Source organism: Streptomyces lienomycini (assembly GCF_027947595.1).
GTDB lineage: Bacteria > Actinomycetota > Actinomycetes > Streptomycetales > Streptomycetaceae > Streptomyces > Streptomyces lienomycini.
In genome coordinates this window covers 3780987-3803610 of record NZ_CP116257.1, presented here as the reverse complement: position 1 = coordinate 3803610, position 22624 = coordinate 3780987, and the positions used below count along the sequence as shown (strand labels likewise).

The 22624-nt window shown below is 72.3% G+C and carries 20 protein-coding genes and 1 pseudogene; 14 read left to right on the top strand and 7 right to left on the bottom strand.

All coding sequences use genetic code 11. The features are described 5' to 3' along the window. Window positions 1-144 precede the first annotated feature (144 nt). Both BJ961_RS17105 and BJ961_RS17100 read left to right on the top strand, forming a co-directional pair. On the top strand, window positions 145-528 hold the full coding sequence (locus BJ961_RS17105) for a hypothetical protein (RefSeq protein ID WP_271413699.1): 384 nt from the start codon (window positions 145-147) through the stop codon (window positions 526-528). A 121-nt stretch (window positions 529-649) separates the two neighbouring features. Next, a complete protein-coding gene (locus tag BJ961_RS17100) occupies window positions 650-829 on the top strand; it encodes a hypothetical protein (protein ID WP_271413698.1) in 180 nt (59 codons plus the stop codon). 50 nt (window positions 830-879) lie between these two features. Here BJ961_RS17100 and BJ961_RS17095 read toward each other — a convergent pair whose 3' ends face one another. After that, on the bottom strand, window positions 880-1608 hold the full coding sequence (locus BJ961_RS17095) for an SDR family oxidoreductase (protein ID WP_271413697.1): 729 nt from the start codon (window positions 1606-1608) through the stop codon (window positions 880-882). Between the two features lie 393 nt (window positions 1609-2001). Between BJ961_RS17095 and BJ961_RS17090 the strand changes: the two genes are divergently transcribed. Next, window positions 2002-2310, top strand: coding sequence for a hypothetical protein (locus tag BJ961_RS17090; RefSeq protein WP_271413696.1), 309 nt, complete (start codon window positions 2002-2004; stop codon window positions 2308-2310). 38 nt (window positions 2311-2348) lie between these two features. Here the strand turns inward: BJ961_RS17090 and BJ961_RS17085 are convergent, their stop codons facing one another. Beyond that, the gene (locus tag BJ961_RS17085) at window positions 2349-2921 is read right to left on the bottom strand and encodes a TetR/AcrR family transcriptional regulator (RefSeq protein WP_381156089.1); all 573 of its coding nucleotides are present in this window, start codon (window positions 2919-2921) and stop codon (window positions 2349-2351) included. 62 nt (window positions 2922-2983) lie between these two features. Here BJ961_RS17085 and BJ961_RS17080 point away from each other — a divergent pair, with 62 nt between their 5' ends. From BJ961_RS17080 to BJ961_RS17070, 3 genes are all read left to right on the top strand, one after another. Further along, window positions 2984-3955, top strand: a complete 972-nt coding sequence (locus BJ961_RS17080) for an SDR family NAD(P)-dependent oxidoreductase (protein WP_271413695.1) — start codon at window positions 2984-2986, stop codon at window positions 3953-3955. 153 nt (window positions 3956-4108) lie between these two features. Next, window positions 4109-5524 (top strand): cytochrome ubiquinol oxidase subunit I, encoded by a 1416-nt coding sequence (locus tag BJ961_RS17075; protein WP_271417069.1) that lies wholly within the window; start codon window positions 4109-4111, stop codon window positions 5522-5524. 121 nt (window positions 5525-5645) lie between these two features. Further along, on the top strand, window positions 5646-6674 hold the full coding sequence (locus BJ961_RS17070; RefSeq protein WP_271413694.1) for a cytochrome d ubiquinol oxidase subunit II: 1029 nt from the start codon (window positions 5646-5648) through the stop codon (window positions 6672-6674). Window positions 6675-6676: 2 nt separating this feature from the next. Here BJ961_RS17070 and BJ961_RS17065 read toward each other — a convergent pair whose 3' ends face one another. Continuing rightward, the gene (locus tag BJ961_RS17065; RefSeq protein WP_271413693.1) at window positions 6677-7600 is read right to left on the bottom strand and encodes a helix-turn-helix domain-containing protein; all 924 of its coding nucleotides are present in this window, start codon (window positions 7598-7600) and stop codon (window positions 6677-6679) included. 114 nt (window positions 7601-7714) lie between these two features. Continuing rightward, window positions 7715-8905, bottom strand: coding sequence for a S1 family peptidase (locus BJ961_RS17060; RefSeq protein WP_271413692.1), 1191 nt, complete (start codon window positions 8903-8905; stop codon window positions 7715-7717). Between the two features lie 734 nt (window positions 8906-9639). On the opposite strand from BJ961_RS17060, the gene BJ961_RS17055 reads away from it, so the two are divergent. From BJ961_RS17055 to BJ961_RS17045, 3 genes are all read left to right on the top strand, one after another. Next, window positions 9640-11085, top strand: coding sequence for an MFS transporter (locus tag BJ961_RS17055; protein ID WP_271413691.1), 1446 nt, complete (start codon window positions 9640-9642; stop codon window positions 11083-11085). A gap of 108 nt (window positions 11086-11193) precedes the next feature. Beyond that, on the top strand, window positions 11194-12081 hold the full coding sequence (locus BJ961_RS17050; protein WP_271413690.1) for a DMT family transporter: 888 nt from the start codon (window positions 11194-11196) through the stop codon (window positions 12079-12081). A 109-nt stretch (window positions 12082-12190) separates the two neighbouring features. Further along, on the top strand, window positions 12191-12856 hold the full coding sequence (locus tag BJ961_RS17045) for a maleylpyruvate isomerase family mycothiol-dependent enzyme (RefSeq protein WP_271413689.1): 666 nt from the start codon (window positions 12191-12193) through the stop codon (window positions 12854-12856). A 103-nt stretch (window positions 12857-12959) separates the two neighbouring features. Here the strand turns inward: BJ961_RS17045 and BJ961_RS17040 are convergent, their stop codons facing one another. Then, on the bottom strand, window positions 12960-13706 hold the full coding sequence (locus BJ961_RS17040; protein ID WP_271413688.1) for an SAM-dependent methyltransferase: 747 nt from the start codon (window positions 13704-13706) through the stop codon (window positions 12960-12962). A gap of 438 nt (window positions 13707-14144) precedes the next feature. On the opposite strand from BJ961_RS17040, the gene BJ961_RS17035 reads away from it, so the two are divergent. Beyond that, window positions 14145-14684 (top strand): GNAT family N-acetyltransferase, encoded by a 540-nt coding sequence (locus tag BJ961_RS17035; protein ID WP_271413687.1) that lies wholly within the window; start codon window positions 14145-14147, stop codon window positions 14682-14684. Between the two features lie 80 nt (window positions 14685-14764). Here BJ961_RS17035 and BJ961_RS17030 read toward each other — a convergent pair whose 3' ends face one another. After that, window positions 14765-15136: a VOC family protein gene (locus BJ961_RS17030; RefSeq protein WP_271413686.1), complete on the bottom strand. Its 372-nt coding sequence runs from the start codon at window positions 15134-15136 to the stop codon at window positions 14765-14767. A gap of 94 nt (window positions 15137-15230) precedes the next feature. On the opposite strand from BJ961_RS17030, the gene BJ961_RS17025 reads away from it, so the two are divergent. The 3 genes from BJ961_RS17025 (at window position 15231) to pntB (ending at window position 18870) form a co-directional block, all read left to right on the top strand. Further along, window positions 15231-15692, top strand: a complete 462-nt coding sequence (locus BJ961_RS17025) for a MarR family winged helix-turn-helix transcriptional regulator (protein WP_271413685.1) — start codon at window positions 15231-15233, stop codon at window positions 15690-15692. Window positions 15693-15820: 128 nt separating this feature from the next. After that, window positions 15821-17401 carry a Re/Si-specific NAD(P)(+) transhydrogenase subunit alpha gene (locus tag BJ961_RS17020; protein ID WP_271413684.1) on the top strand — a complete coding sequence of 527 codons (1581 nt, stop codon included), beginning with the start codon at window positions 15821-15823 and terminating at the stop codon, window positions 17399-17401. Next, window positions 17398-18870, top strand: a complete 1473-nt coding sequence (gene pntB / locus BJ961_RS17015; protein ID WP_271413683.1) for a Re/Si-specific NAD(P)(+) transhydrogenase subunit beta — start codon at window positions 17398-17400, stop codon at window positions 18868-18870. The genes BJ961_RS17020 and pntB overlap by 4 nt, the downstream gene beginning before the upstream one ends. Before the next feature lie 24 nt (window positions 18871-18894). Here the strand turns inward: pntB and BJ961_RS17010 are convergent, their stop codons facing one another. Further along, on the bottom strand, window positions 18895-19428 hold the full coding sequence (locus BJ961_RS17010) for a hypothetical protein (protein ID WP_271413682.1): 534 nt from the start codon (window positions 19426-19428) through the stop codon (window positions 18895-18897). A gap of 557 nt (window positions 19429-19985) precedes the next feature. On the opposite strand from BJ961_RS17010, the pseudogene BJ961_RS17005 reads away from it, so the two are divergent. Next, a pseudogene (locus BJ961_RS17005) lies at window positions 19986-22486 on the top strand (SCO7613 C-terminal domain-containing membrane protein). The last annotated feature ends 138 nt before the right edge of the window (window positions 22487-22624 follow it).

The following is a 22624-nucleotide window of genomic DNA, read 5'->3' as shown; positions in this document are numbered from 1 at the left end:
GAGTTCAACCCGGTGCGGGACGACCGGGTGCCGGTGCCGACCGTACGTTCTTGGCCCAGCAGCACCGCGGAGCTGATCGACCGTCGGCACCGCGTCAACGGCACCAAGGGCCAACTCGGGGGAACCAACAGGGGGACCCGGCCCGTGACCGGGAAGGAAACCGACCCGATGAACATGCGCAAGCGCTTCGCCCTGTCCGTGGCCGCCGTGGCGGTGGGCTCCGGCCTGGCCTTCGCCCCGACGGCCTCGGCGGCCCCGCAGTCCGCTGCCGCCGCCGGCTGCGCCTACCCGTACGTCTGCTTCTACAAGGGCTCCGCGAAGACGGGCCAGTTCAAGGACGTCACCAGCGGCTGGCAGTCCCTCGGTTCCAGCAAGGGCGCCACGAAGATGGTGAACACCCGGCACGACGACATCGTCTACACCCACTTCACCAACGGCAAGACCCACTGCACCCCGCCCGGCTACGTCACCACGTTCGGCTCCTGGGTGGTCGACAAGGTGCGGATCAGCTCCGCTTCCAGCTGCTGACCCGCGCCACGACAGCGGCGGCCCGCACTCACCTCGGGGTGAGTGCGGGCCGCCCGCCGTGCGGGGGCCACGCTGCTCGTAGGATGACTCGATGCTCAAGCCGATTCGAACGAGCCGCCGTATGCGGGGTGTCGCGTGGGCCGCGCTGTGTGCGGCCGGCGTCGGTGCGGTGACGGCCCTCGCCGTGGACGACCCGTCGGAGCCGGAGCAGCGGCCCGCGCCGCCGCGGGTGTACTCCTCCTGCCTGGCGGCCGACACGAAGCCGTCGGCTGCGGGCGACGACCCCTGCGACGGCCGTTGAGGCAGCTTGCCCTGTGGACGGGTCAGGACGGAACACGGGCCCGGAATCGATCAGACCTGTTCGAAGTGGAACGACTTGATGAAGCAGTCACGGGGCTGGGACACGGCGAACACGATGCAGTCCACCAGTGACTGCGCGGTGAGGGCGGCCGTGGCCTCGCGCGGTGCGGTCTCCCATTCGCCGGAGAGCGGGTCGGGGTTGTCGAAGTCGGGCGGGTAGAGGGAGATCACCCGGACTCCCTGGGGCCGCAGACGCTTGGAGAGGATCTCGGCGAACCCCGCCTGCGCGCTCTTGGCCGCGTAGAAGGCGTCGTGCGCTTCCGAGCGGTGATGTCCGGCCGTTCCACAGGCGGAGACCATGGTCACCAGGTCCGGCTTGTCCGAGTTGAGCAGGAGAGGGAGGAAGCTCTTCACGGTCAGGACGGTGCCGGTGGCGCCGGAGGCGATGGTGTCGACGATGTCGTCGTCGGAGGCGGACCGCAGATCCGGACCGTCGAGGTAGCGGGAGCCGTTGTTGATCAACAGGTCGACGCGGTCGGTGTTCCCGGCGACACCGGCAGCGAAGTCGCGGATCGAGGCCGGGTCCGTCAGGTCGCAGGCGAAGGCGTGGACCTGCTGTCGCCCTCGGCCCCGAATCTCGTCGCGGACGCGTTCCGCGGCGGCGAGGGTGCGCGCGGAGAGGAAGACTTCGGCACCCAGGTCCGCCAGTCGGACGGCCAGAGTACGTCCGAAATCACGGCCTGCGGCCGTGATGACCACGCGGTGGTCGTCAAGTCTCACGCGGGCACTCCCGGTCCATGGATCGCAGACGGTGCTGAAGTATGGGGCCTGCCTCGACAGCATAGGCGGACGGGACGGCATCGCCGCGGCTTCCGCGGGGTGTTCGGGACGCCTGTGCGTGACAGTGCCCTCCGGTACAGCCTGATAGCCTGCGCTCTTCGCCGGCCCCCGGCGGAGAGGACGGGCAACGGTATGCGACGGTGGCAGAGACGCACGACCCCGGCCTGCCTCGCCGTCGCGGTGCTGACGGCGGCGTCGGCCTGTGCTCCTCGGGACCTCGGCCCGCTGCCCCCGCGTTTCTCGGGTGCGCCTCTGCCCGCGGACACGGTGGTGTCGGAGATGCGGTCGATACTCGCGGCGGAAGGCATCGGGGTGGAGAGGAGGCGGCCCCCCTTGGAGCTCGGGGAAGGTTGCCTCGAACAGCTCTCGGGACGGCATGCGCCCGAAACGGTCGACGCCGCGCTCAAGGCGGCCTTCGCGCGGGCCCGTTCCCAGTACGGCTGGCAGCCGGGCCCCGACATGGGCAGCGGGACGCTCGTCCTGGAGAAGAACAACTGGACGGCGACGGTCGCCCTCCCCGGCACACCGGCCCAGGGCCTGCAGGCACCCGTAGGCGTCTCGCTGGTGTGCGTGGACGCCGACAGCGCCGGTGCCCCGTCTGCCACCGGTACGCCCGGACGGTCTGCCGTCGGCCCCTCGTGACGCGGCCGACCGCGCCTGCGATCGGTTGTGCCGCCGGGTCAGCGCGTGAGGAGACCGACGGCGACCTCCAGTCGCTCGAGGTAGAAGTCCCGTGACACGGCCTGGTGCTTGAGGCCGATCGACACGCTGATCATCGTCCGTGCGACGGGGAGGGCCGTCTCTCGCCCCGACTCGACGGCGATCGCCTGCGTGATCAGTTCCTCGAAGCGTCGCGGCGCGGTGTCGACGATGTCCCCGAGAAGGTCGGGATGGTCCTCGACGACGGCCGCGACATCGCGTGCCAACGGGCCGACGTAGCGGCCCGCCCACTGGTCGAACGCTTCGACGAGACGCTCCGCAAGAGGGCGGCCGCTGTCGGCCAGGGCATGTTCGACCGCGGTGATGTCGCCCTCCAACGCCTGGGTGACCGCCTCACGGAACAGGGCCTCCTTGGAGGAGAAGAGGAAGTAGAGCCCGGGCCGGGAGATGCGCGCCGCACGGGCCACCTCCTCCATCGAGGTCTTCCTGTAGCCGAAGCGGGCGAAGGTGGTCATGGCGGAGTCCAGAACCGCGGTGCGGCGGTCGGCGTCGGCGGCCGGCGACGGAGGGCGGCCGGCATCGGGGCTGCTCATGGCACGAGCATACGAGCCGCCACCAAGCTATACAACTTGTGTCCAGCGCGTATAGTCGCCCCATGAGCACTCGCGTCCCCCTCTCCACACCCTTCTCCTCCGCCACCACGGCTGACGAAGCTCTGCGCGGCGCCCACCTCACCGGCGTCCGTGCGATCGTGACCGGATCCTCCTCCGGACTCGGAACCGAGACGGCTCGCGTGCTGGCCACGGCCGGGGCGGAGGTGACCCTCGCGGTCCGGAACACGACCGCGGGCGACGCCGCCGCCGAGACGATCGCGAAGTCGGCGGGCGCGGTCCGACCGCGGGTCATGCGGCTCGACCTCGCGGACAGGGTCTCCGTCACCCGCTTCGTCGACGCGTGGCGCGGGCCGCTCCACCTGCTGATCAACAACGCGGGCGTGGTCACCGGCGGCCTCGAACGGACGCGTGACGGCTGGGAGTTGCAGTTCGCGACCAACCATCTCGGTCACTTCGCCCTGGCCGTCGGCCTGCACGACGCACTGGCCCGGGGAGCGTCCGACCGCGACGGTGCACGGATCGTCTCGGTCAGCTCGACGGCGCACATGCGTTCCGGCATCGACTTCGACGACCTTCACTTCGAGCACCGCGACTACGACCCGCAGATCGCCTACGCCCGGTCGAAGACGGCGAACTCGCTCTTCGCCGTCGAGGCGACCCGGCTCTGGGCGTCCGACGGGATCGTCGCCAACGCGGTGAATCCCGGCGGCGTCGCCACGGGACTGCAGCGGAACTTCACCGCACGGCAGAAGGAGTCGCTGGACGCCGCCGAGGCCGCCGGGGTCTTCACGTACAAGACGGTCGAGCAGGGGGCCGCCACCAGCATCGTCGCGGCCGTCGCCCCCGAGTTCGCCCACTCCGGAGGTCACTACCTCGACGATGCGCGAGAGGCCTACACCGTGCCGAACGACGCCGACCTCGCACAGCACCCGCACGGCGTCAAGGAATGGGCACTCGACCCCGCCACCGCCCGGCGTCTCTGGGCCGCCTCCGCCGACCTGCTCCGCAGCTGACCGCGCGGAGGCGTGGCGGGGCGACTTCCGCCGTCCACGTCGCTACCTTCTAGGGAAGGCTACACAGGGCATAAGCGGCATATCGGCGGCGTGCAGTGACCCACCGGGACGGCTCCGCGCCTCGCTCGCCGTCGACAAGGAGGCGTGTCCGTGATGCATCATCTGGCCGCGGCGCCGTGGCCGGTCGTCGCGCTGGCCGTGGACAAGGTGTCCGAGGGCGACCTCGCCGCGGCCAGGGCGCAGATGGGATTCTCCCTCGCCTGGCACATCGTCGTCGCGTGTCTCGGTGTGGGCCTGCCCGCGCTCACGCTGATCGCCGAGTGGTACGGCATCCGTACCGGCAACCCCGCCCACCGGTTGCTGGCGCGCAGGTGGGCCCGCGCGATGGGGGTGCTCTTCGCCGTGGGCGCCGTGTCCGGCACGATCCTCAGCTTCGAGATGGGGCTGCTGTGGCCGGGCCTGATGGGCAGGTTCGGCCAGGTGATCGGGCTGCCCTTCGCGCTGGAGGGCATCGCCTTCTTCATCGAGGCGATCTTCCTGGGAATCTACCTCTACGCCTGGGACCGGCTGCCGCCCCGACGGCATCTGCTCACCGGCCTGCCGATCGTGGTGGCGGGCGTCGCCTCCGCGTTCTTCGTGGTCTGCGCCAACGCCTGGATGAACCAGCCCCGCGGCTTCGTGCTGCGTGAGGGGAGGGTCGTCGACGTGGACCCGTGGGCAGCCATGCTCAACCCCGCGAGCCCGCCGCAGACCGTGCACATGATCCTCGCCGCCTTCATGGTGGCGTCCTTCCTGACGGCCGCGGTCTACGCGGTCGCCCTGCTGCGGGGCCGCCGGGACGCCTATCACAAGGCCGGGTTCTACATCCCCTTCACCCTGGGAGCGGCGGTGACGCCCTTCCAGCTCGTCGTGGGGGACTGGGCGGCGCGGTTCCTGGCGGAGTTCCAACCGGCGAAACTGGCGGCGATCGAGGGGGTCTTCACCACCGGTTCCCACGTACCGCTGACCCTCGGGGGAATCGCTCGGGACGACGCGCTGCGGTACGGACTGGAGATCCCCAACGGCCTGTCCCTGCTGGTCGGCTACTCACCGAGCACCGTCGTCCAGGGCCTGGACACGGTGCCACGCAGCCAGTGGCCGGCCGTGACGGGGGTGCACTGGGCGTTCGACATCATGGTGGGTGTCGGGCTGTTCCTCCTGGCCCTGGGGGCCTGGCTGCTGCTGTCCTGGTGGCGCGGGCGCGGGCGGCAGGGCGAGCTGCTCGACCAGCGCGGGTCCCGGCTGTTCCTGGGGCTCGCCGCCGTCGGCGGTCCCGCGTCGGTGGTCGCGCTGGAGAGCGGCTGGTGCGTCACGGAACTCGGGCGGCAGCCCTGGATCGTGTGGGGGATCATGAGCGTGCGTGATGCCGTGAACCCGGCACCGGGCCTCATGACCGGACTGTGGCTGGTGCTGGTCGTCTACACCGGCATGACCGTCGCGACCGTCTACGTACTCCGGCGCCTGGCCAAGGGCACTGCCGTGCCGCTGGCACCGCAGGAGCAGGACGTCGAGAGCTACCCCGTCGTATGACCGGCGCGCGGCTTCCCGGCCCTCCGCGCCGTCCGCACCGCCCGGGGCGCTCCCCCGTTCGGTGCTTCCCCCACCCGAACCGCTTCTCGCGCCGCCCAGTCGGCCAGCACCGGAGGTGACCGTGCTCGCAGACACGGCTCTTGCTGTCATGTGGGTGGGCCTCACCTGCTACGCCCTGTTCGGCGGGGCGGACTTCGGCGCGGGTGTGTGGGACCTGCTCGCCGGCGGGTCCCGGCGCGGACTGCCTCAGCGCCGCCTGATCGAGCACAGCATCGGCCCCATCTGGGAGGCCAACCACGTCTGGCTCATCTTCGTGATCGTGCTGCTGTGGTCCGCGTTCTCCCCCGTGTTCGCCGCCGTCATGTCCACGCTCTACCTGCCGCTGACCTTCGCGGCCCTGGGCATCATCGCGCGGGGGGCCGCGTTCGCCTTCCGCAAGGCGAGTACCGAGTTGTGGCAGCAGCGTCTGTTCGGCGCGTTCTTCGCCCTGTCCTCCGTGATCACGCCGTTCTTCCTCGGTGCCGTGGCCGGGGCGGTCGCCTCCGGGCGGGTGCCGCCCGGTCTCGCCGCAGGCGACGTCATCACCAGTTGGCTCAATCCCACCTCGGCCCTCGGCGGCGTCCTGGCCGTCACCACCTGTGCTCACCTCGCCGCGGTGTACCTGTGCGCCGACGCCGCCCGTGACGGCGAACGCGCGCTCGCCTCGTCCTTCGCCCGGCGCGCGATCGTCAGCGGTCTGACCAGCGGCGCCGTCGCGGGCGCCGGTATCGCCGTGCTGCACGCCGACGCCCCCGAACTCTTCCACGGGCTGACCCGTCGCGCGCTGCCCCTGGTCGTGCTCAGTGTCGTCGCCGGTCTCGTCGCGCTCGTCCTGCTGAACCGTCGCCGCTTCGTCCTGGCCCGTCCCGCCTCGGCACTGGCGGTCGCCGCGATCCTCTGGGCGTGGGGCGCGGCGCAGTACCCCGCGATGCTGGTCGGTGGGATCTCGGTCGGCCAAGCCGCCTCGGACCCGGCGGTCCTTACGGCCTGTCTGGTGGTTCTGGCTGTCGGGGCGCTCCTGCTGGTCCCCTCGCTGTGGCTGCTGTACGCCACGTTCCAACGGCGCCCGCCGGCCTCCGTGTCCGACTCCCCGACCTCGCGGGACGCGTGAACTCAGTCCCATTCCCACTCGAGCCCGTACACCCCGGGCGGGCACTTGGCGGGGAGCAGGTGGGCGGTGTGGGAGGCGTCCAGTTCCACCCGGTGGCGTTGGCGCGGTTCGTCGCCGAGGCGTGCCCGGTAGAAGTAGTGGCAGCGCGTCGGCAGGGCCGACGGGTGGAACCGCACGTGCAGGAGATAGGTGCGCAGTGGATGCCGGATACGGCGCTCGTGAGCGTGCGAGGGCGTGGGTGTGGGTGTGCGCCCGATGCGAAGGGTGTAGTCGACCACCGCCGTCTCGTTGCGGGCCAGCGGCCGGCCGAACGAGATGTCGGCCATGACGCTCCGCAGGTCCGGCACGACGTGGCTGCCGGTCATTTCGCCGTTGCGTACGACGATGTCCACGCCGTCGGCCGGCAGTTCGTCCAGGAAGTGGACGACGGTGAGCTGCCGGGCGCCGTCCCTGACGGCCCGCAGGACGCTGGTGACCGCGATCTCGCGGGTGGAGCGGTGCTCGTCCAGTGTCATGGTCTCGTGTGCGACGAGCAGTTGGGTGTCGGTGTTGAACGCGTCGAACGCCTCGCCGAGGGCTTGCTCGAGGTCGGATTTGTCACCGTAGACGCAGCGAGTGGCGGCGGGGTCCTGGAACAGGGCACGGCCCCGGGGGCGGTGGGGTCCGAGCAGCGAACGCAGTGTGCGCGGTTCGAGGCCGAGTATCGGCTCCAGTGCGTCGACGGCCTGCAGTGACCGCGACCGCTCGGGCTGGCTGCGGCCACGCTGCCAGTGGCTGAGGGTGGCGACGCTCACGTTGATTCCCTGGGCGTGCAGGCGGCCGCATACGCGCTCCAGGGGCAGCCCGCGGCGCCGCAGTGCGTCCCGGAGGGCGAGGGCGAAGTTCGTTTCGGGTCGACTGTGTTCGTGGGTCGGGCTGGTCGGCATGACTTCTTTCCACGGGGGGCGCGGCACGGGCCCCTGCCGGCGGTCGCGTCGCACGCCGAAGGGACCGCCCACCGTAGTTGGTGAACGGCCCCTGGTCAGCCGGGTGGGCGGGAATCAGTTGGTGTTCAGCGTCAGGCCGTAGTAGCTGAGCGCGTCGTCGAGGGGCTGGAAGTAGGAGGAGCCGCGGGAGTTCACGCCTCCGGTGCACTGCTGGCCGGTGGGGCCGCCGGATGTCATGCCCTGGGCCTGGTTCCCGGAGATGTAGGCACCGCCGCTGTCACCGCCCTCGGTGCAGACGGTGGAGCTGGCGAGGCCGGTCACCACGGTGTCGGGGCCGCCGTGCTGGTCCGTGTACGTCACGCTGACGTTGTACGAGCCGACCTTGCCGCAGGTCCAGCCGGTGGTCTGGCCGGACTTGCACAGCGCGGCCCCCGAGGCGGCGCGGCGACTGCCGCTGACGGCGACCGGGCTGCTGTTGCCCCAGGTGCCCACGCTCGTCGCGACGGAGTTGCCGGCGTCGATGGCGGCGACGCCCATGTCGACGCTGCGGGATCCGAGCGCGAACCTGGTGTGGGTGGCCCGGGCGAAGCGCACGTTGTCGTAGGACAGTACGGGGAGGTCCTCGACGCAGTGTCCGGCGGTGACCAGGTACTCCTTGCCGTTCCTGTCGTGGGCGCCGTAACCGACCGAGCAGATGTAGCCGTTGAAGGTCATCCGGCTGCCCGGGTAGATCACCGCCTGCGGGACGAGTTCCTGCCGGCCGCGCACGACCTTGACCGCGGAGCCGTACTTCCCGGCCTCGGCGAGGAAGGCCTTCGCGGCGGGCCCGCGGTCGCTGTTGACCTCGACCGTGACGGTGTCCGACGCCAGGTCGACGCCCCAGGAGGCCACGCCCGTCGGCACGCGCTGGGCGGCGAGGGTGTCGAGCTTCGCCTTGATCCGGCCCAGCTCGGCCTGGCCGCGGGAGGGGACGCGGGCGGTCAGGCCCGCCCGCTCCACCTTCTCGGCCGCCGCGGCACTGTCGGTGTTGACGGTCAGCTTGCCGGCTGCGTCGAAGAAGGCTCCGTCGGCCGGTATCCCGCTCTTGGCCAGGCCTGCCAGTCTGGCCTGCTGTGCGTCCTGCTGGTCCAGGCGCTGCTCGGCGGCGTCCTCGGTGACGCCGAGTGACGCGGCGAGTGCCCGCACCATCTCCGGCTGGTACCTCGGGGCCGGGTCGCCGTTCTGGGCCTGGGCACCGCCTACGGCGGACACCGAGAGAAGGACGCCGGCGGCTGCGACGAAGGCATACTTACGCGAAATGCGCACACTGATTCCTTCCGGTAGCAGGCAAGTTCGCACAGGTGGCGGCACTTGCCCGGCGGCGAAGGTTGGGGGGATGTTCGCCGCGCCCCGACTCTGGCCGAGGCCCCACGGCTCATCAAGGCCTGCGGCGGCGAGGGTTTTTAACAGAGACGCCGCAAAACTGTAAAGACCCGCGAACGCGCACCATGGCGGCCGCAGTCAGCCGGTGGACACCGGCCCATTCCCTCGGCACCACGGCCTGCTGCCTCGGGTCCGAGGCGTCTTGCGACCCGTGGCGGGCCGGGGTCGTCCCCGCCGGTGTGGGCGGCTCGCCCCGTCGGCCGCGGAGCAGACCGGATGCGGCACGGGTCCCACCGCTCCCTACGGGGACGCAGCCCGGGCGGGCTCGGGATGGCCTACGCGGCGTGTGAACCGGCCGGCCTCGCGGGCGCCGTCGACGCCCGCACGACGGCTTTCACCATCGCGCTCCGAACACACCGCTGATCACCGGTTCCGAATCCCCCTCTGTCGCTATAGTCACCTTCGCGGCGATATGTCTGCGTGTGACATGGGAACCAACCTGTGTCTCCGGGTCGATGTCCGCGACAGCAGGGCGACGGCGCGTAGGCCTGGGCTCGGACGACGGGAGGAGGCTTCCGCATGCCGGTGGCCCCCGGACCGGTGGCGGCACGACGCACAGGCGTGCGCCGGTCCGCCGTCGATCCGGCCGAGGTGCGGTTCGCCGGTGGGACGGGGCCGTGCTGACCGGCACGAGGCAGCGAGTCGTGCGCGCCCTGGGCGGTGCCGACCGCGCCAGAGCCGTTCTCGTCCTCGGCGCGGTGCTCGGTCTGGACGGCGCGGACAAGGGCACGGTCTCCGCGATGGCCGGTCCGCTCAAGGACGCCTTCGACGTCGGCAACATCGAGATCGGGCTGCTGGCCACGGTGGTCTCACTGGTGGGCGCGGCGTGCACGATCCCGGTGGGGGTGCTCACCGACAGAGTGAACCGCGCCCGCCTGCTCGCGTGCAGCACGGCGCTGTGGGCCACGGCCACCGCCCTGTCCGCGCTGGCTCCCTCGTACCTGTGGCTGCTGATCTCCCGGGCGGCTCTCGGCGCCGTGACCGCCACGGCCGGACCGACCGTCGCCTCCCTCGTCGGGGACTACTTCCCCGTGCGCGACCGCGCCCGGATGTACGGCGCCGTCCTCGGCGGGGAACTGGTGGGTACGGGACTGGGGTTCGCCGTCTCCGGCATGGTGGGCTCCGCGCTCGGCTGGCGGTACGCCTTCTGGTGGCTGGTCGTCCCCGGTGCTCTGCTGACCTGGGCGGTGGCCCGGCTGCCCGAACCGGTTCGCGGCGGCCAGGGGCACCTCCGGACGACGCCGGAGAACTCCCGGCGCGGGCGTTCGGCGCGTTACCGGGCCGAGGACGACGCATCGGCCGTGGAACGGAACCCGGCCGCGCTGGCCGCGCGATCGAGGGGTGTCGAGCCGGACGAAAACCTGGTGCTCCGCGACGATCCCCGCAGTCTGCCGCTGTGGCGGGCGGTCGGCCACATCCTGCGCGTGCGCACCAATCTCGTACTCATCGTGGCTTCCGCGCTCGGCTACTTCTTCTTCGCCGGCCTGCGTTCCTTCGCGACCTTGTTCGCCACCCACCAGTACGGCGTCAGCACCTCCGTCGCCGGCACCCTGGTGCTGGTGGTGGGGCTCGGCGCCCTGGTCGGCGTGCTGCTCGGGGGGCGTGTGGCGGACCGGCTGCTCGACCGCGACCGGGTCAACGCGCGGGTCCTGGTGCCCACGGTGTGCCTGCTCGCCCTCCCCGTGCCGGCCGCACCCGCCTTCCACAGCACCTCGCTGCTGGTCGCCCTGCCTCTGCTGATCGGCGCCACGGCGCTGCTCGGAGCGGCCAACCCCCCTCTGGACGCCGCCCGGCTGGACATCATCCACCCCTCCTTGTGGGGCAGGGCGGAAGGCGTGCGGACGATGCTGCGAACCCTCGGAGAAGCCGCGGCCCCCACGCTGTTCGGGTGGGTTTCGGCTCGGGTGTTCGCGGGTGACGACGGGTTGCAGTACACCCTGTTGCTGTTCCTCCTCCCGCTGATCGCCGCCGGACTCCTCGGACTGGTGGCGCTGCGCACCTATCCCCGGGACGTCGCGACCGCCGCCGCCTCCGCCCGGGCCGTCACGAGGGAGGGCCACTGACACGACGCCGGAGGCGAGCACCAACGACGACACCGACGACACCCACGAGAAGGGAAGGCGGCACGAGGTGCGGTACGCACAGGTGCACGGAACAGGAGCGGAACCGCCATGGTCTACCTCTTCGGGCTGATCTCCGCCTGTCTGCTGGGCGCCGGCTTCGTGCTGCAGCAGCACGCGGCCGAACGGGCCCCCGTCAGCGACATGCTCTCGTTCCGCCTGCTGTGGGATCTGGTGCGGGTACCGCTGTGGCTGGGCGGGATCGGCTGCATGGTGGCGGGGCAGGTCCTCAGCGCGGTGGCGCTCAGCAAGGGTGATCTGTCCAAGGTGGAACCGCTGCTGGCCACCAACCTTCTCTTCGCCATGGCCCTCGCCCGCAGGATGAGCGGTCAGCGGCTGGGCGGCTCGGGCTGGGCCGGGGTACTGCTGCTCAGCGGCGGGGTGACGGTGTTCATCGTCGCGGGCCGGCCCACCGGCAGCGACACCGAGGTCAGCGCCTTGCGGCAGTGGCTCGTCATCGGTCTGCTCGTCGGCCTGGCTCTGGCGGTGATCGCCGTCGCCCGCCACCTGCCGTTCTTCGAGGAGCCCCCGCTGCTGGCTGCCGCGGCCGGGCTGCTGTACGGGCTTCAGGACGCCCTCACTCGTGTCTCCAGCCAGATCGTCGGTGAGCACGGGATTCCCGGCCTGCTGACGCGCTGGGAGCCTTACACCATCGTCGCGCTGGCCGTCACCGGGCTGATGCTGGTCCAGAGCGCCTTCGAGGCGGGCCCGCTGCGCATGTCCCTGCCCGCTCTGACCGCCGCCGAACCGCTCGCCGGCATCGCCTGCGGGATCGGCTTCCTCGGCGACCAACTGCGCACCGGCCCTGCTGCCCTGGCGGGCGAAACCGTCGGACTCGTCGCAGTGGTCGCCGGCGTCTACGTGCTCGCCCGCCATCCCGCCATGCCCGGATCGGTGACCGGTTCGGGCCCCGGAGAAGAAGTCGCTCGCCGACGATGATTTCACGCCGGAGCAGGAGTCTCCTCAGGGAGCGGGAGTGCCCCGGACCGCCCGGTGACCGTCCGGGCCGGGGCAGCACAGACCACGATCCTTGAGGAGCCCAGTCCGTATGACCGATCCGGCCATGACAGCAGACCGCAATCGCGAGACCGGGCTCTGGCCCTTGATCCGTGCCGAGCGGGCGGCGCTCGCCGCCGACCTCGCGGATCTGACGGACGAACAGTGGGCCACGCCCTCGCTCTGTGCCGGGCTGACGGTGCGCGAGGTGCTGGCGCATCTGACCGCGGGCGCCAGTCTCAACACCGTGAGCTGGCTGGCGGGCGTCGTCCGCTGCCGGTTCGACTTCGACAAACAGGTGGCCGTACGGCTGGCCGAGCAGCTCGGCGCGACCTCCGGCGAGACCCTCGATCGCTTCCGGGCCGTCGTCCCCAGTACGACCAAGCCTCCCCTGCCCGCGATCGCGATGCTGGGCGAGGTGATCGTGCACGGAGAGGACATACGGCGCCCGCTGGGCATCCGCCGCGACCGGCCGATCGGGGTCGTCACGCGGGTGGCCGAGTACTACCGGGGGTCGGACCTCGTGGTCGTCGCCAAGGGACGCATCGGTGGCCTGAGGCTCGTGGCGGACGACGGCCCGTTCGCGACGGGTGCCGGGCCGCTCGTGTCCGGCGGCACCCTGGCCCTGGTGATGGCCATGACCGGGCGTGCGACGTACTGCGACGACCTCGAAGGCGACGGTGTGGAGCTGCTCCGCGGTCGCCGCGGCGCGGCCTGACACGGTGTCGCGGCGTGCGGCGCGGGCCGACAGGGCCCGGGCCGCCGACCGCGGCGGGTGGGCCCGGACGGTGTCGTCCGGGCCCGGCACGGGGTCGGGAGCGTCAGCGCTTCATGAGGGCGAAGACGCCCCAGCCGAGGTACTCGCGGATGCCGCGCGCGTAGCGGGCGGGTTCCGTGGTGAGTTGCTCCCGTACCTCGGGAGCCATGCCGTCGTCCGGGTTCCGGTCGAGCCAGCGGCGCATGTTGAGCCACTGCGCGGCGGTGTACCGGTCCCAGCTGTCCTGGTCGGCCAGGGTCATTTCCACGACGTCGTACCCGAGGTCCTGGAACTGTCCGATCAGGTCCCCCAGGGGCAGGAAGTCGGTGACGGCGGTGGCGTGGCAGGCCGTGACGGTCTCCTCGTCCGGAGGGGTCCGCCGCCAGTACGGCTCGCCGATGAGCATCAGCCCTCCCGGGCGCAGGCTGCGGTCGAGCAGTTCGGTGGTCCCGGCGACGCCGTTTCCGATCCAGGTGGCGCCGACACAGGCGGCCAGGTCGACCGGTTCGTCCGCGACGTGCCCACAGGCGTCACCGTGGACGAACCCGACCCGGTCGGCGACGCCGAGTTCGCCGGTGCGGGCCCGGGCCTTCTCGGTGAAGGCGGTGCTGATGTCCACCCCGGTGCCCTTGATCCCGTGATCGCGGGCCCAGGTGCACAGCAGTTCGCCCGACCCGCTGGCCAGGTCGAGCGCCCGGGTCCCCGGGGCGAGGCGCAGTGATGCGCCCAGGGCGGCGAGCTGGGCCGAGGTCAGCGGGTTGTGGATGCGGTGGCTGCTCTCGCGGATGGTGAAGATGCGGGGAAGGTCCATGACCAGGTTCCTTTGCGTCATGCCTCGACGTGCGAGGACGGCTTGAGGGCCTGCCGAACGGCAAGGGAGCGGCGGGGCCCGGTCTCGGTCACGTCACCGCGCGGGGCACGTGCGGGAGAGGAGGACACCCATGGGTGTGAAGTGGGCTGGTGAAACAAGGTGGTGACCCTTGAACGGGGGCCCCGCCGGACGACAGGCGTGCCGCGGCCGCTCTACGGCGGAGGGAGGCAGGCGAGGGTCAGGACGAGGCCCGGGAGGTGGGGATGATCCGGGCGCCGCGCGCAGCGGGCGTCTCCACGACGGTCATCAACACACCTCCTTCGGATCTCCGCGAGCGACCTGGTCGTCGCTCCGGCAGGCACGATAGCACCCCGGGCCGGCGGGCTGCTCCGGCCGCCGGTCTTGATCGCCGCCGGGCCCGCTGATTGGCTGGCGGGCATGACCGCACTCGGATCCGTCGCCTGGCCGTCTGCCCCGATCACGACCGAAAGGCTCGTGCTCCGTGAGCCCGAGGCCAGGGACCGGGTGACGTTCATCGAACTGCTCGCCTCACCGGAGGTGCACACCTATCTCGGCGGTCCCCGGCCGCGTGACGAACTCGAGCGCGAGACGCCCGAGGTGCCCGAGCGGTGGCCCGGCAGCTTCGTCGTCGCGCTCGACGGGGCGATGATCGGCCAGATCCTGCTCAGGAGGGCGAGCGGGCACAGTCGCCCGGCCGTCGCGGGCAGGGTCGAACTCGGCTACCTGTTCCTGCCGCGTGCGTGGGGATTCGGGTACGCAGCCGAGGCGTGCGCGGCGGCGCTCGGCTGGCTCGCCGCCGCGCTCCCCGGCGAGCCGGTGGTCCTCGCCACCCAGACCGCGAACGCCGGCTCGATGCGCCTCGCGGCGAAGCTGGGGTTCACCGAGGTGGAGCGGTTCGAGGCTTGGGGCGCCCGGCAGTGGCTCGGCATGTGGTCCCCGGCCACGGCGTCCGACTGAGTGGGCGCTCGGCGGCGCCGTCCGCACGCGACGCGACGCGGGGCGTGGGCCGCCCCGGCCACGGCTTCCGGGATGAGACGTCAGGCTCCGTGTGCGGTGAGCACGTATCCCTCCGGGCCCTCGAAGGAGAACATCGGCCCGAACGGACTGTCCGTCATCGGCGTGATGATCTTGACCCCGGCGGCGGCGAGCCGGGCGTGGAGCTGATGGGCGTCCGAGGTCGGGAACCAGACGACCACTCCGAGGCCGGGCCGCGCCACGTCGGCGAGGTCGACGCCCGGGAGGGGCTCACGGAGGGCGAAGGCCGTCGGCTTGGTGTCGAACACGACCGCGTGCGGCGGCGAGAAGGCCGCCCTGCGCAGGCCCAGGTGCTGCTCGCAGAAGGCCGCCGCGGCAGCCAGGTCGCGGACTTGCAGGGCCACGAAGTCGGGGCCGTCGATGGCGACGGACATGGGTGCTCCTTGGTTTCGTGTCAGGACTGTTCGTGTCAGGACTTTGACATCGCCGAGGCTAGGACCCCCGGGGTAGCTATGTCAAAATGCTGACATGGAGCAGAACATGCCGGCCGACCCGCCCCACCAGGCCGAGGACGTCACCGAACACGTGGGCTACCTGCTGAAACGCGCCCAGGCCGCCCTGCGCGGCGCCATGGACAGGACCTTGCGCGAACACGGACTGACCGTCCCGCAGTACTCCACCCTCGAACTCCTCGCCCTGCGCCCGGGCCTGTCCAACGCCGACCTCGCCCGCGCGACCTTCGTCACCAGGCAGTCGGGCAACGTCGTCCTGCGGGGCCTGCAGGACGCGGGGCTGATCTCCCGCCCCGCCACCGCCGACCACGGCCGCGCCCGCCCGGCGCACCTCACCGAGGAGGGCCGCGCACGTCTCGGTGAGGTGCAGGCGGCCGTCTACGCCGTCGAACGGCGCATGGTCGAGGCGGTCCCCGCACACCGGATGGAAGCGCTCCTCGCCGACCTCGACCACATCGCGGCGGCCCTGGAGGAATGACCGGGCGGCGCGGCTCTCCGATCGCGAGCCGGGCGAGGCCCACGGGGCCGGGATGAACGCCGTTCGGTGCCCATGCGGCTCCGTCTGGGTACGGATCCCGGCAACAACGCCTCGACGAGAGACCGGACATGACTGGACATCAGCCCGCCCATCACCCACCGCAACGCATCGGCGTCGTCGCCGAGTCCCTACCAGGAGAGACCCGCGTCGCCGCGACGCCCTCGACGGTTCGCCTGCTGCTCGGCCTCGGCTACGAGGTCGTCGTCGAGTCCGGAGCCGGTGCCGCCTCCGGCTTCGGTGACGAGGCCTACGCCGAGGCTGGAGCGGGCGCCGGCGACGCCTGGGCCGCGGACGTCGTACTGAAGGTCAACGCGCCGTCGGCCGAGGAGATCGCCGCGCTGCGCGACGGAACGACGCTGGTGTCCCTCGTCGCACCGGCGCAGCGACCCGAGTTGCTGGACGCGCTCGGTGCTCGGGGCCTCACCGTGCTCGCCCTCGACGCGGTGCCGCGGATCTCGCGGGCGCAGTCGATGGACGTGCTCAGTTCCATGGCGAACATCGCCGGGTACCGCGCGGTCATCGAGGCCGCGCACGTCTTCGGACGTTTCTTCACCGGGCAGGTCACCGCCGCGGGCAAGGTGCCTCCGGCGAAGGTGCTCGTCGCCGGTGCCGGTGTGGCGGGGCTCGCCGCCATCGGGGCCGCGTCCAGCCTGGGCGCGGTCGTCCGGGCCACCGACCCCCGGCCGGAAGTCGCCGAACAGGTACGGTCCCTGGGCGGTGAGTACCTTCCCGTGGACATGGACCAGGAGGAGAGCGCCGACGGGTACGCCAGGGCGACGTCCGCCGACTACGACCGGGCCGCGGCCGCGCTCTACCGCGAGCAGGCGCGCGACGTGGACATCGTCATCACCACGGCGCTCGTCCCCGGACGGCCCGCCCCGCGCCTGCTGACCGCCGACGACGTGGCGGCGATGAGGCCCGGCAGTGTCGTCGTCGACATGGCCGCCGCCCAGGGCGGCAACGTCGAGGGGACCGTCGCGGGCCGGAGTGTGGTGACCGGCAACGGTGTGACCCTCGTCGGATACACGGATCTGGCGTCCCGGCTGCCCGCCCAGGCTTCGCAGCTCTTCGGCACCAACCTGGCCAACCTGCTCGCGCTGATCACGCCGGGCAAGGACGGCCGGCCCGTCATCGACTTCGACGACGTGGTGCAGCGGACCGTGACCGTCGTCCGTGCGGGCACGGTCACCTGGCCTCCCCCGCCGGTCCCCGTCTCGGCGGCCCCGGCCACCGCCACCACTCCGCCGTCGCCGGCGTCCGCCGCCGCGCCGGTGGCGGGCGGGTCGCCGCGGCTCGCCCCGGCCGGACGCTACGGCCTGATCGGCCTCGGCATGCTGGCGGCCTTCCTGCTGGTCGCCTTCGCTCCGGCGCAACTGGCCGAGAACTTCACGGTCTTCGCGCTGGCGGTGATCATCGGCTACTACGTCATCGGCAAGGTCCACCACTCCCTGCACACGCCGCTGATGTCGGTGACCAACGCCATCTCGGGAATCGTGGTGATCGGCGCGCTGGTGCAGATCGGCCACGAGAGCACACTCGTCACCGTGCTGTCCTTCGTGGCGATCCTGCTGACGAGCGTGAACATCTTCGGCGGTTTCGCCGTCACCCGCCGCATGCTGTCCATGTTCTCGAGAGGCGAGCCCCGATGACGTCCATGACCGCCTCCCGCGCCGCCGACCTGGTGGCGGCGCTGCTGTTCGTCCTCAGCCTGGCCGGTCTGTCCCAGCACCGCACGTCCCGCGCCGGCGTGGTCTACGGCATCGCGGGCATGGCGCTCGCGCTGGGCGCCACCGTCGTGGTCTCGGCGCGGAGCGTCTCCGCCGGTGCGGTCGCGCTGGTGCTGCTCGCCATGGTGATCGGTGCGGCGGCGGGGTTGTGGCGCTCGCGCCGCGTGGAGATGACCCAGATGCCCGAGCTGATCGCGGTGCTGCACAGCTTCGTCGGTCTCGCCGCCGTCCTGGTCGGCTGGAACAGCTACCTGGAGGTCGAGGCCCACGGCTCGCGGGGCCGGATCGCCGCCGAGCTGGTCCGTATCCACCACGCCGAGGTGTTCATCGGCGTCTTCATCGGCGCCGTCACCTTCACCGGTTCCGTGGTCGCGTACCTGAAGCTGTCCGCCCGGATCAGGTCCCGGCCTTTGACACTGCCCGGCAAGAACGCCCTCAACCTGGGCGCGCTGGCCCTGTTCGCGGTGCTGACGGTCTGGTTCACCGTCAGTCCGAGCCTCCCGTTGATGGTGGCGGTCACGGCGCTGGCGCTCGCGCTGGGCTGGCACCTGGTGGCGTCGATCGGCGGCGGCGACATGCCGGTCGTCGTCTCGATGCTCAACAGCTACTCCGGCTGGGCCGCGGCGGCGGCCGGCTTCCTGCTCGACAACAACCTGCTCATCGTCACCGGGGCCCTGGTCGGATCGTCCGGCGCCTATCTGAGTTACATCATGTGCCAGGCGATGAACCGTTCCTTCCTCTCCGTCATCGCGGGCGGATTCGGCGTCGAGGCCCCGCCGGGCGGCGACGCGGAACAGGGCGAGCACCGCGAGATCCGGGCGCACGAGGCGGCCGAACTGCTCACGCGGGCACGGTCCGTGGTGATCACCCCCGGGTACGGCATGGCCGTGGCCCAGGCCCAGCACCCGGTCGCGGAACTGACGCGTCGGCTGCGCGAGAACGGCGTCGAGGTGCGCTTCGGCGTCCATCCCGTCGCCGGTCGGCTGCCCGGGCACATGAACGTCCTGCTGGCCGAGGCGAAGGTGCCGTACGACATCGTCCTGGAGATGGACGAGATCAACGACGACTTCGCGGACACCTCGGTCGTCCTGGTCATCGGCGCGAACGACACGGTCAACCCGTCGGCGACCGAGGATCCTTCCAGCCCGATCGCGGGGATGCCCGTGCTGCGGGTCTGGGAGGCGGGGCAGGTCATCGTCTTCAAGCGCTCGATGGCCTCCGGTTACGCGGGCGTGCAGAACCCGTTGTTCTTCCGGGAGAACAGCGGCATGCTCTTCGGCGACGCCAGGCAGAGCGTCGAGGAGATCCTGCGGGCCCTCGACTCCGGGCCCGGGCGGGGCCCGGCACCGGCCGAACGCCGACGAGGCCTGTCGAGCAGTACGAAGCCGTAGCACCGGCCACACCCGCCCGTCCGGCTAGTCGACCAACGCGTCGGCGGCGATGATCAGCAGCCCGATCAGCATGTCCAGGGCCCCGGCGCGCAACGAGGACAGCCGGCCGAGTCCGGCGGCGCGGGCAGCGGAGGCACCCAGTCCGAAGAGGCAGACGGTGTTGAACAGCAGGGCGGTGCCGGCGGCGGTCTCCTCCGCCCACCACCCGGCCTCCGCTGCCAGCAGCATCGCCACGGTGGGCAGCACGGCGGCGGTCAGCGGCCACTCGACGAGCACCGCCCGCAGTCTGCTCGGCCCGGCCGTCCCGTCGGCGGCCGCGCGCCGGGCGATGACGTGCGCGTATCCGTGGGCCGCGCCCGACGCCAGCGCGGTGAGAAGCACCCACAGCGCGTCCTGACCGGGGTTGGGCCCCTCGCCGGGGACGTCCAGTGCGGCCACCAGGGCGCTTGCCAGCACCAGGCCGTAGATTCCCTTGAACAGCCACCGCTCCGGGCGGTGCCGCAGGATTCCTCTCGGCGCAGGATGGTCGGGGCGGGCGGGGTCGGCTCGGTCGGGCATCGCATCGCCTCGGTGCGCACGGAGGGGTGGGTCAGCACATGCTCACCCGCGGGGCGCCCGGACACGGCGACGCCACGCGCGCGGGTCCGGCTCCGTCCGGTGCGCGGAGGACGTCCTGTGCGTGGTGTCACGAACTCCTGAGGTGGTTGTTGTAGAGGCGTCTCAGATGTTTGGCCGCGGGGCATCTCGCGCCGTCGGCCTCGCATTGACGGCAGCTTCGCAGGTGGTTCTCGTAGTCTTCGCGTGCCTGCTCGAGAAGGTCGTGAGGGGGCTTCATCGGGCTTCCTGTCGCTGGTCCGGGCACCGCGTTCGCGGGCGCAGGGGGGCGCCTGCGCACGGGGTCGCGCGAGGCGCGTCTCAGAATGATCTTGTTACTCGAAGTACAGCAAGCCGCGCCGGACATGCTGCCCGTGCGGTCCGGTCGAGGGTGCTCCGTCCGGGGGCCGCCCGCTTCCCGGTCCTGCCCCGCGGTGCCGGCGAGTCTCCACCTCGCGTTGAGTACGAGCTGAGTATCCGCGCTCATGTCCGTCCACGGGGCGAGGGCCACACTCCGAGGCATGACGAACCTTCCGCCCCCGGCCGAGGAGCTGCGCGTCCTGGATGCCGAGCTGCGGCAACTCGACGCCCGCCGTGCCGTCCTGCTGCGACGCCGCGAGTGGCTGGTCCACACGCTGCGGGCGGCCGCCGCCCCGGGGCCGGGATCCGCTCCGTCGGGGCCGGTGCCCGCGCACGCCGGGGCCGTCGCCCCTCGGCCGGAGGTCGAGGCGCCCGGCGTGCAGAACGTGCTGCTGGTCCTCGGTGGAGTCCTCCTGACGGTCGCCGCGATCGCTTTCACGCTGGTGAGTTGGGGGCATCTGGGGATCGCCGGCCGGGCGCTGGTGCTCGGTGCGCTGACCGCGGGGGCGCTGGGCGTGCCCGTCGCGTTGCTGCGGCGCGGGCTGAGGTCGACCGCCGAGGCCGTGTCCGCGCTGGCGACGGCGCTGACCGTGCTCGACGCCTACGCGCTGCACGAGGTGGCGTTCCCCGGCACCAGCGGTCCGGGGTACACGGCCGGCGCGTCCGCCGTTCTCGCCGCGACATGGGCCGCGTACGGCGTGGGAGCGGGCAGGCTCACGCCGTCCTCGACCGCGCGCTCCGAGCCGTCCGCCGGCGCGGGACCCGCGGCGGCGGACGGCTCGCACGGAGCGGGCGCGCTCCCCGGGCTCCGGCATCCGCTCCCCTCGCCGTGGCGACGGCGCACCTTCCCGCGCTGCTGTGGGCCGTCGCCTTCGGAGCGGGTCCGCACACGCTCACAGCGGTGCTGCTGGCGACCGCCGCGGCCGGCACCGCGGTGGCGCTGCGGACGGCCCTCGCGCCGGTGCGCGTCGTCGCCGTCGTCGGGGCGCTGGGCACGGGCGGCGCGGGAGTCCTGACGGCCGCCTGGCTCTGCTGGAGCGCGTCGGGTCCGCAGGCGGCCGCGCGGGCGGCGCTGCTCCTGGTCCTGGCGGCGGCGGTCGCCCTGGTGACGGGGCGATTCGTCCCGCGGGCCGGCATCGCGTGCGGCGCGGCCCTCGTCGCGGGGCTGTGCCCGGTCACCGGCGCGGGTGGGGTCCTTCGGGCGGCGCTGCCCGGCGAGTGGACGGTGCCGGGGTGTCTGGCCTGCGGGATCGCCCTGCTGGCGGCCGTCCGGTCGCCGCTCCCCCGGCCGGTGCGCCAGGGGCTCGTACGGGCCTCGCTGACCGTGCAGGGCCTCGCGCTGCTGTGGTCGGTGCCGTTGGTCGCCGGGAGCCTTCTCGGTCCGGTGGCGTGGAGTGCGCGGTCCTGGTCCGGGGCACCGCAGGACATCCGGGACGCGGTGTTCAGTCAGGCGCCGTGGCCTCCGTACGCGGGCACCGTACCGCTCGTGCTCGCCGTTGTGGCCGGTGCGCTGACGGTGGCCGCGCGCCGCGGGGACCGGCATCCTGCCGCCGCGGTGGGGGCGCTCGTCCTGGGCTGGGCGAGCCTGTTCGTGCTCCCGGCGGTGCTGGAACTGCCCTACGGGGCCGGTCTGGTGGCACAGGCGGTCGTGGTCGCGGCGGCGCTGGGCTTCGCGCAGTGGTCCTTCCGTGCCCGAAGGGGGCAGCGGCTTCTGCCCCTCACGGCCCTCCTGCTGGCCCTCGTCACCGCCGTCGGCCTCGCCTTCCTCGCGCTGGCCTCCGAGACCGCGACGATCGGTGTGCTCGCCGCGATGACGGCCCTGTTCGGGGCGGCGGGCTTCCTCCGGGAGGTCGCGCCGTGGGCCGCGCCCGCCGCCCTCGGCCACGCCGCGGCGCTGGCCTGCGCGACCGGTGCGTCCGCCGACTGGCCGCCGCACCGCACGGCGCTGCTGGTCCTCGTGGTGCCGGTAGTCGCCGCCCTGCTCGCGGCACGTCGGACGACCGGCCCGCGCGCGACCGTGGGCGTGGAGGTGGCGGGTACGGCCGCGGCACTGCTCGCCCTCGCCCTCGCCGTGACGCACCCGCCGATGCTGGCCGCGGTGCTCTCCGTCTGCGGTGTCGTCGCGGCCGGAACCGCGCTGCGCCCCGAGCGGCGCCCGGCCGTCCACGCGTCCGCCGCGCTCTTCCTGCTGGCCGCCTGGGTGCGCCTGGCGGCCTGGGACGTCACCACGCCGGAGGCGTACACCCTGCCGGTGACCGTGCCCGCGCTGGTCGTCGGTCTTCTGGCCCGGCGTCGCGACGCCGGGCTCTCCTCCTGGACGGCGTACGGCGCCGGCTTGTCCATCACTCTGGTGCCGAGTCTGTTCGCCGCCTGGCGCGACCTGGACTGGACGCGGCCGCTGCTGCTCGGCACCGCGGCGCTCGCGGTGACCCTGACGGGTGCTCGGTACCGCCTCCGGGCACCCCTGCTCCTCGGCGGGGGCGTGCTCGCGCTGGTGACGCTGCACGAACTCGCCCCGTACCTCGCACAGGTCGTCGGCGCGCTCCCGCGCTGGGCGCCCCTGGCCCTCGCCGGTCTCGTGCTGCTCGTGCTGGGCGCCACCTACGAGCAGCGGCTGCGGGACGCACGGCGGCTCCGGGACGCCTTCGGGCGACTCCACTAGACCGGCGGGCGGACGCCCCGCTCATGCAGCCGGCAGGGAGGCGCTGTCGAAGCCGGCGATCATGTCGAATCGGTGCAGCTTTGCGGTCGGGGTCATGGAACCCGGACGAGGGCACACATTGTGCCGTGGGCCACTGGT

Excerpts from the sequence above, each read along its gene's own strand:
- BJ961_RS17010 (WP_271413682.1), bottom strand. The coding sequence starts at position 19,428 with ATGCCCGACCGAGCCGACCCCGCCCGCCCCGACCATCCTGCGCCGAGA.
- BJ961_RS17030 (WP_271413686.1), bottom strand. The coding sequence starts at position 15,136 with ATGTCCGTCGCCATCGACGGCCCCGACTTCGTGGCCCTGCAAGTCCGC.
- BJ961_RS17050 (WP_271413690.1), top strand. The coding sequence starts at position 11,194 with ATGGTCTACCTCTTCGGGCTGATCTCCGCCTGTCTGCTGGGCGCCGGC.
- BJ961_RS17100 (WP_271413698.1), top strand. The coding sequence starts at position 650 with ATGCGGGGTGTCGCGTGGGCCGCGCTGTGTGCGGCCGGCGTCGGTGCG.
- BJ961_RS17040 (WP_271413688.1), bottom strand. The coding sequence starts at position 13,706 with ATGGACCTTCCCCGCATCTTCACCATCCGCGAGAGCAGCCACCGCATC.
- BJ961_RS17045 (WP_271413689.1), top strand. The coding sequence starts at position 12,191 with ATGACCGATCCGGCCATGACAGCAGACCGCAATCGCGAGACCGGGCTC.
- BJ961_RS17035 (WP_271413687.1), top strand. The coding sequence starts at position 14,145 with ATGACCGCACTCGGATCCGTCGCCTGGCCGTCTGCCCCGATCACGACC.
- pntB (WP_271413683.1), top strand. The coding sequence starts at position 17,398 with ATGACGTCCATGACCGCCTCCCGCGCCGCCGACCTGGTGGCGGCGCTG.
- BJ961_RS17085 (WP_381156089.1), bottom strand. The coding sequence starts at position 2,921 with ATGAGCAGCCCCGATGCCGGCCGCCCTCCGTCGCCGGCCGCCGACGCC.
- BJ961_RS17025 (WP_271413685.1), top strand. The coding sequence starts at position 15,231 with ATGGAGCAGAACATGCCGGCCGACCCGCCCCACCAGGCCGAGGACGTC.
- BJ961_RS17075 (WP_271417069.1), top strand. The coding sequence starts at position 4,109 with ATGCATCATCTGGCCGCGGCGCCGTGGCCGGTCGTCGCGCTGGCCGTG.
- BJ961_RS17065 (WP_271413693.1), bottom strand. The coding sequence starts at position 7,600 with ATGCCGACCAGCCCGACCCACGAACACAGTCGACCCGAAACGAACTTC.
- BJ961_RS17080 (WP_271413695.1), top strand. The coding sequence starts at position 2,984 with ATGAGCACTCGCGTCCCCCTCTCCACACCCTTCTCCTCCGCCACCACG.
- BJ961_RS17020 (WP_271413684.1), top strand. The coding sequence starts at position 15,821 with ATGACTGGACATCAGCCCGCCCATCACCCACCGCAACGCATCGGCGTC.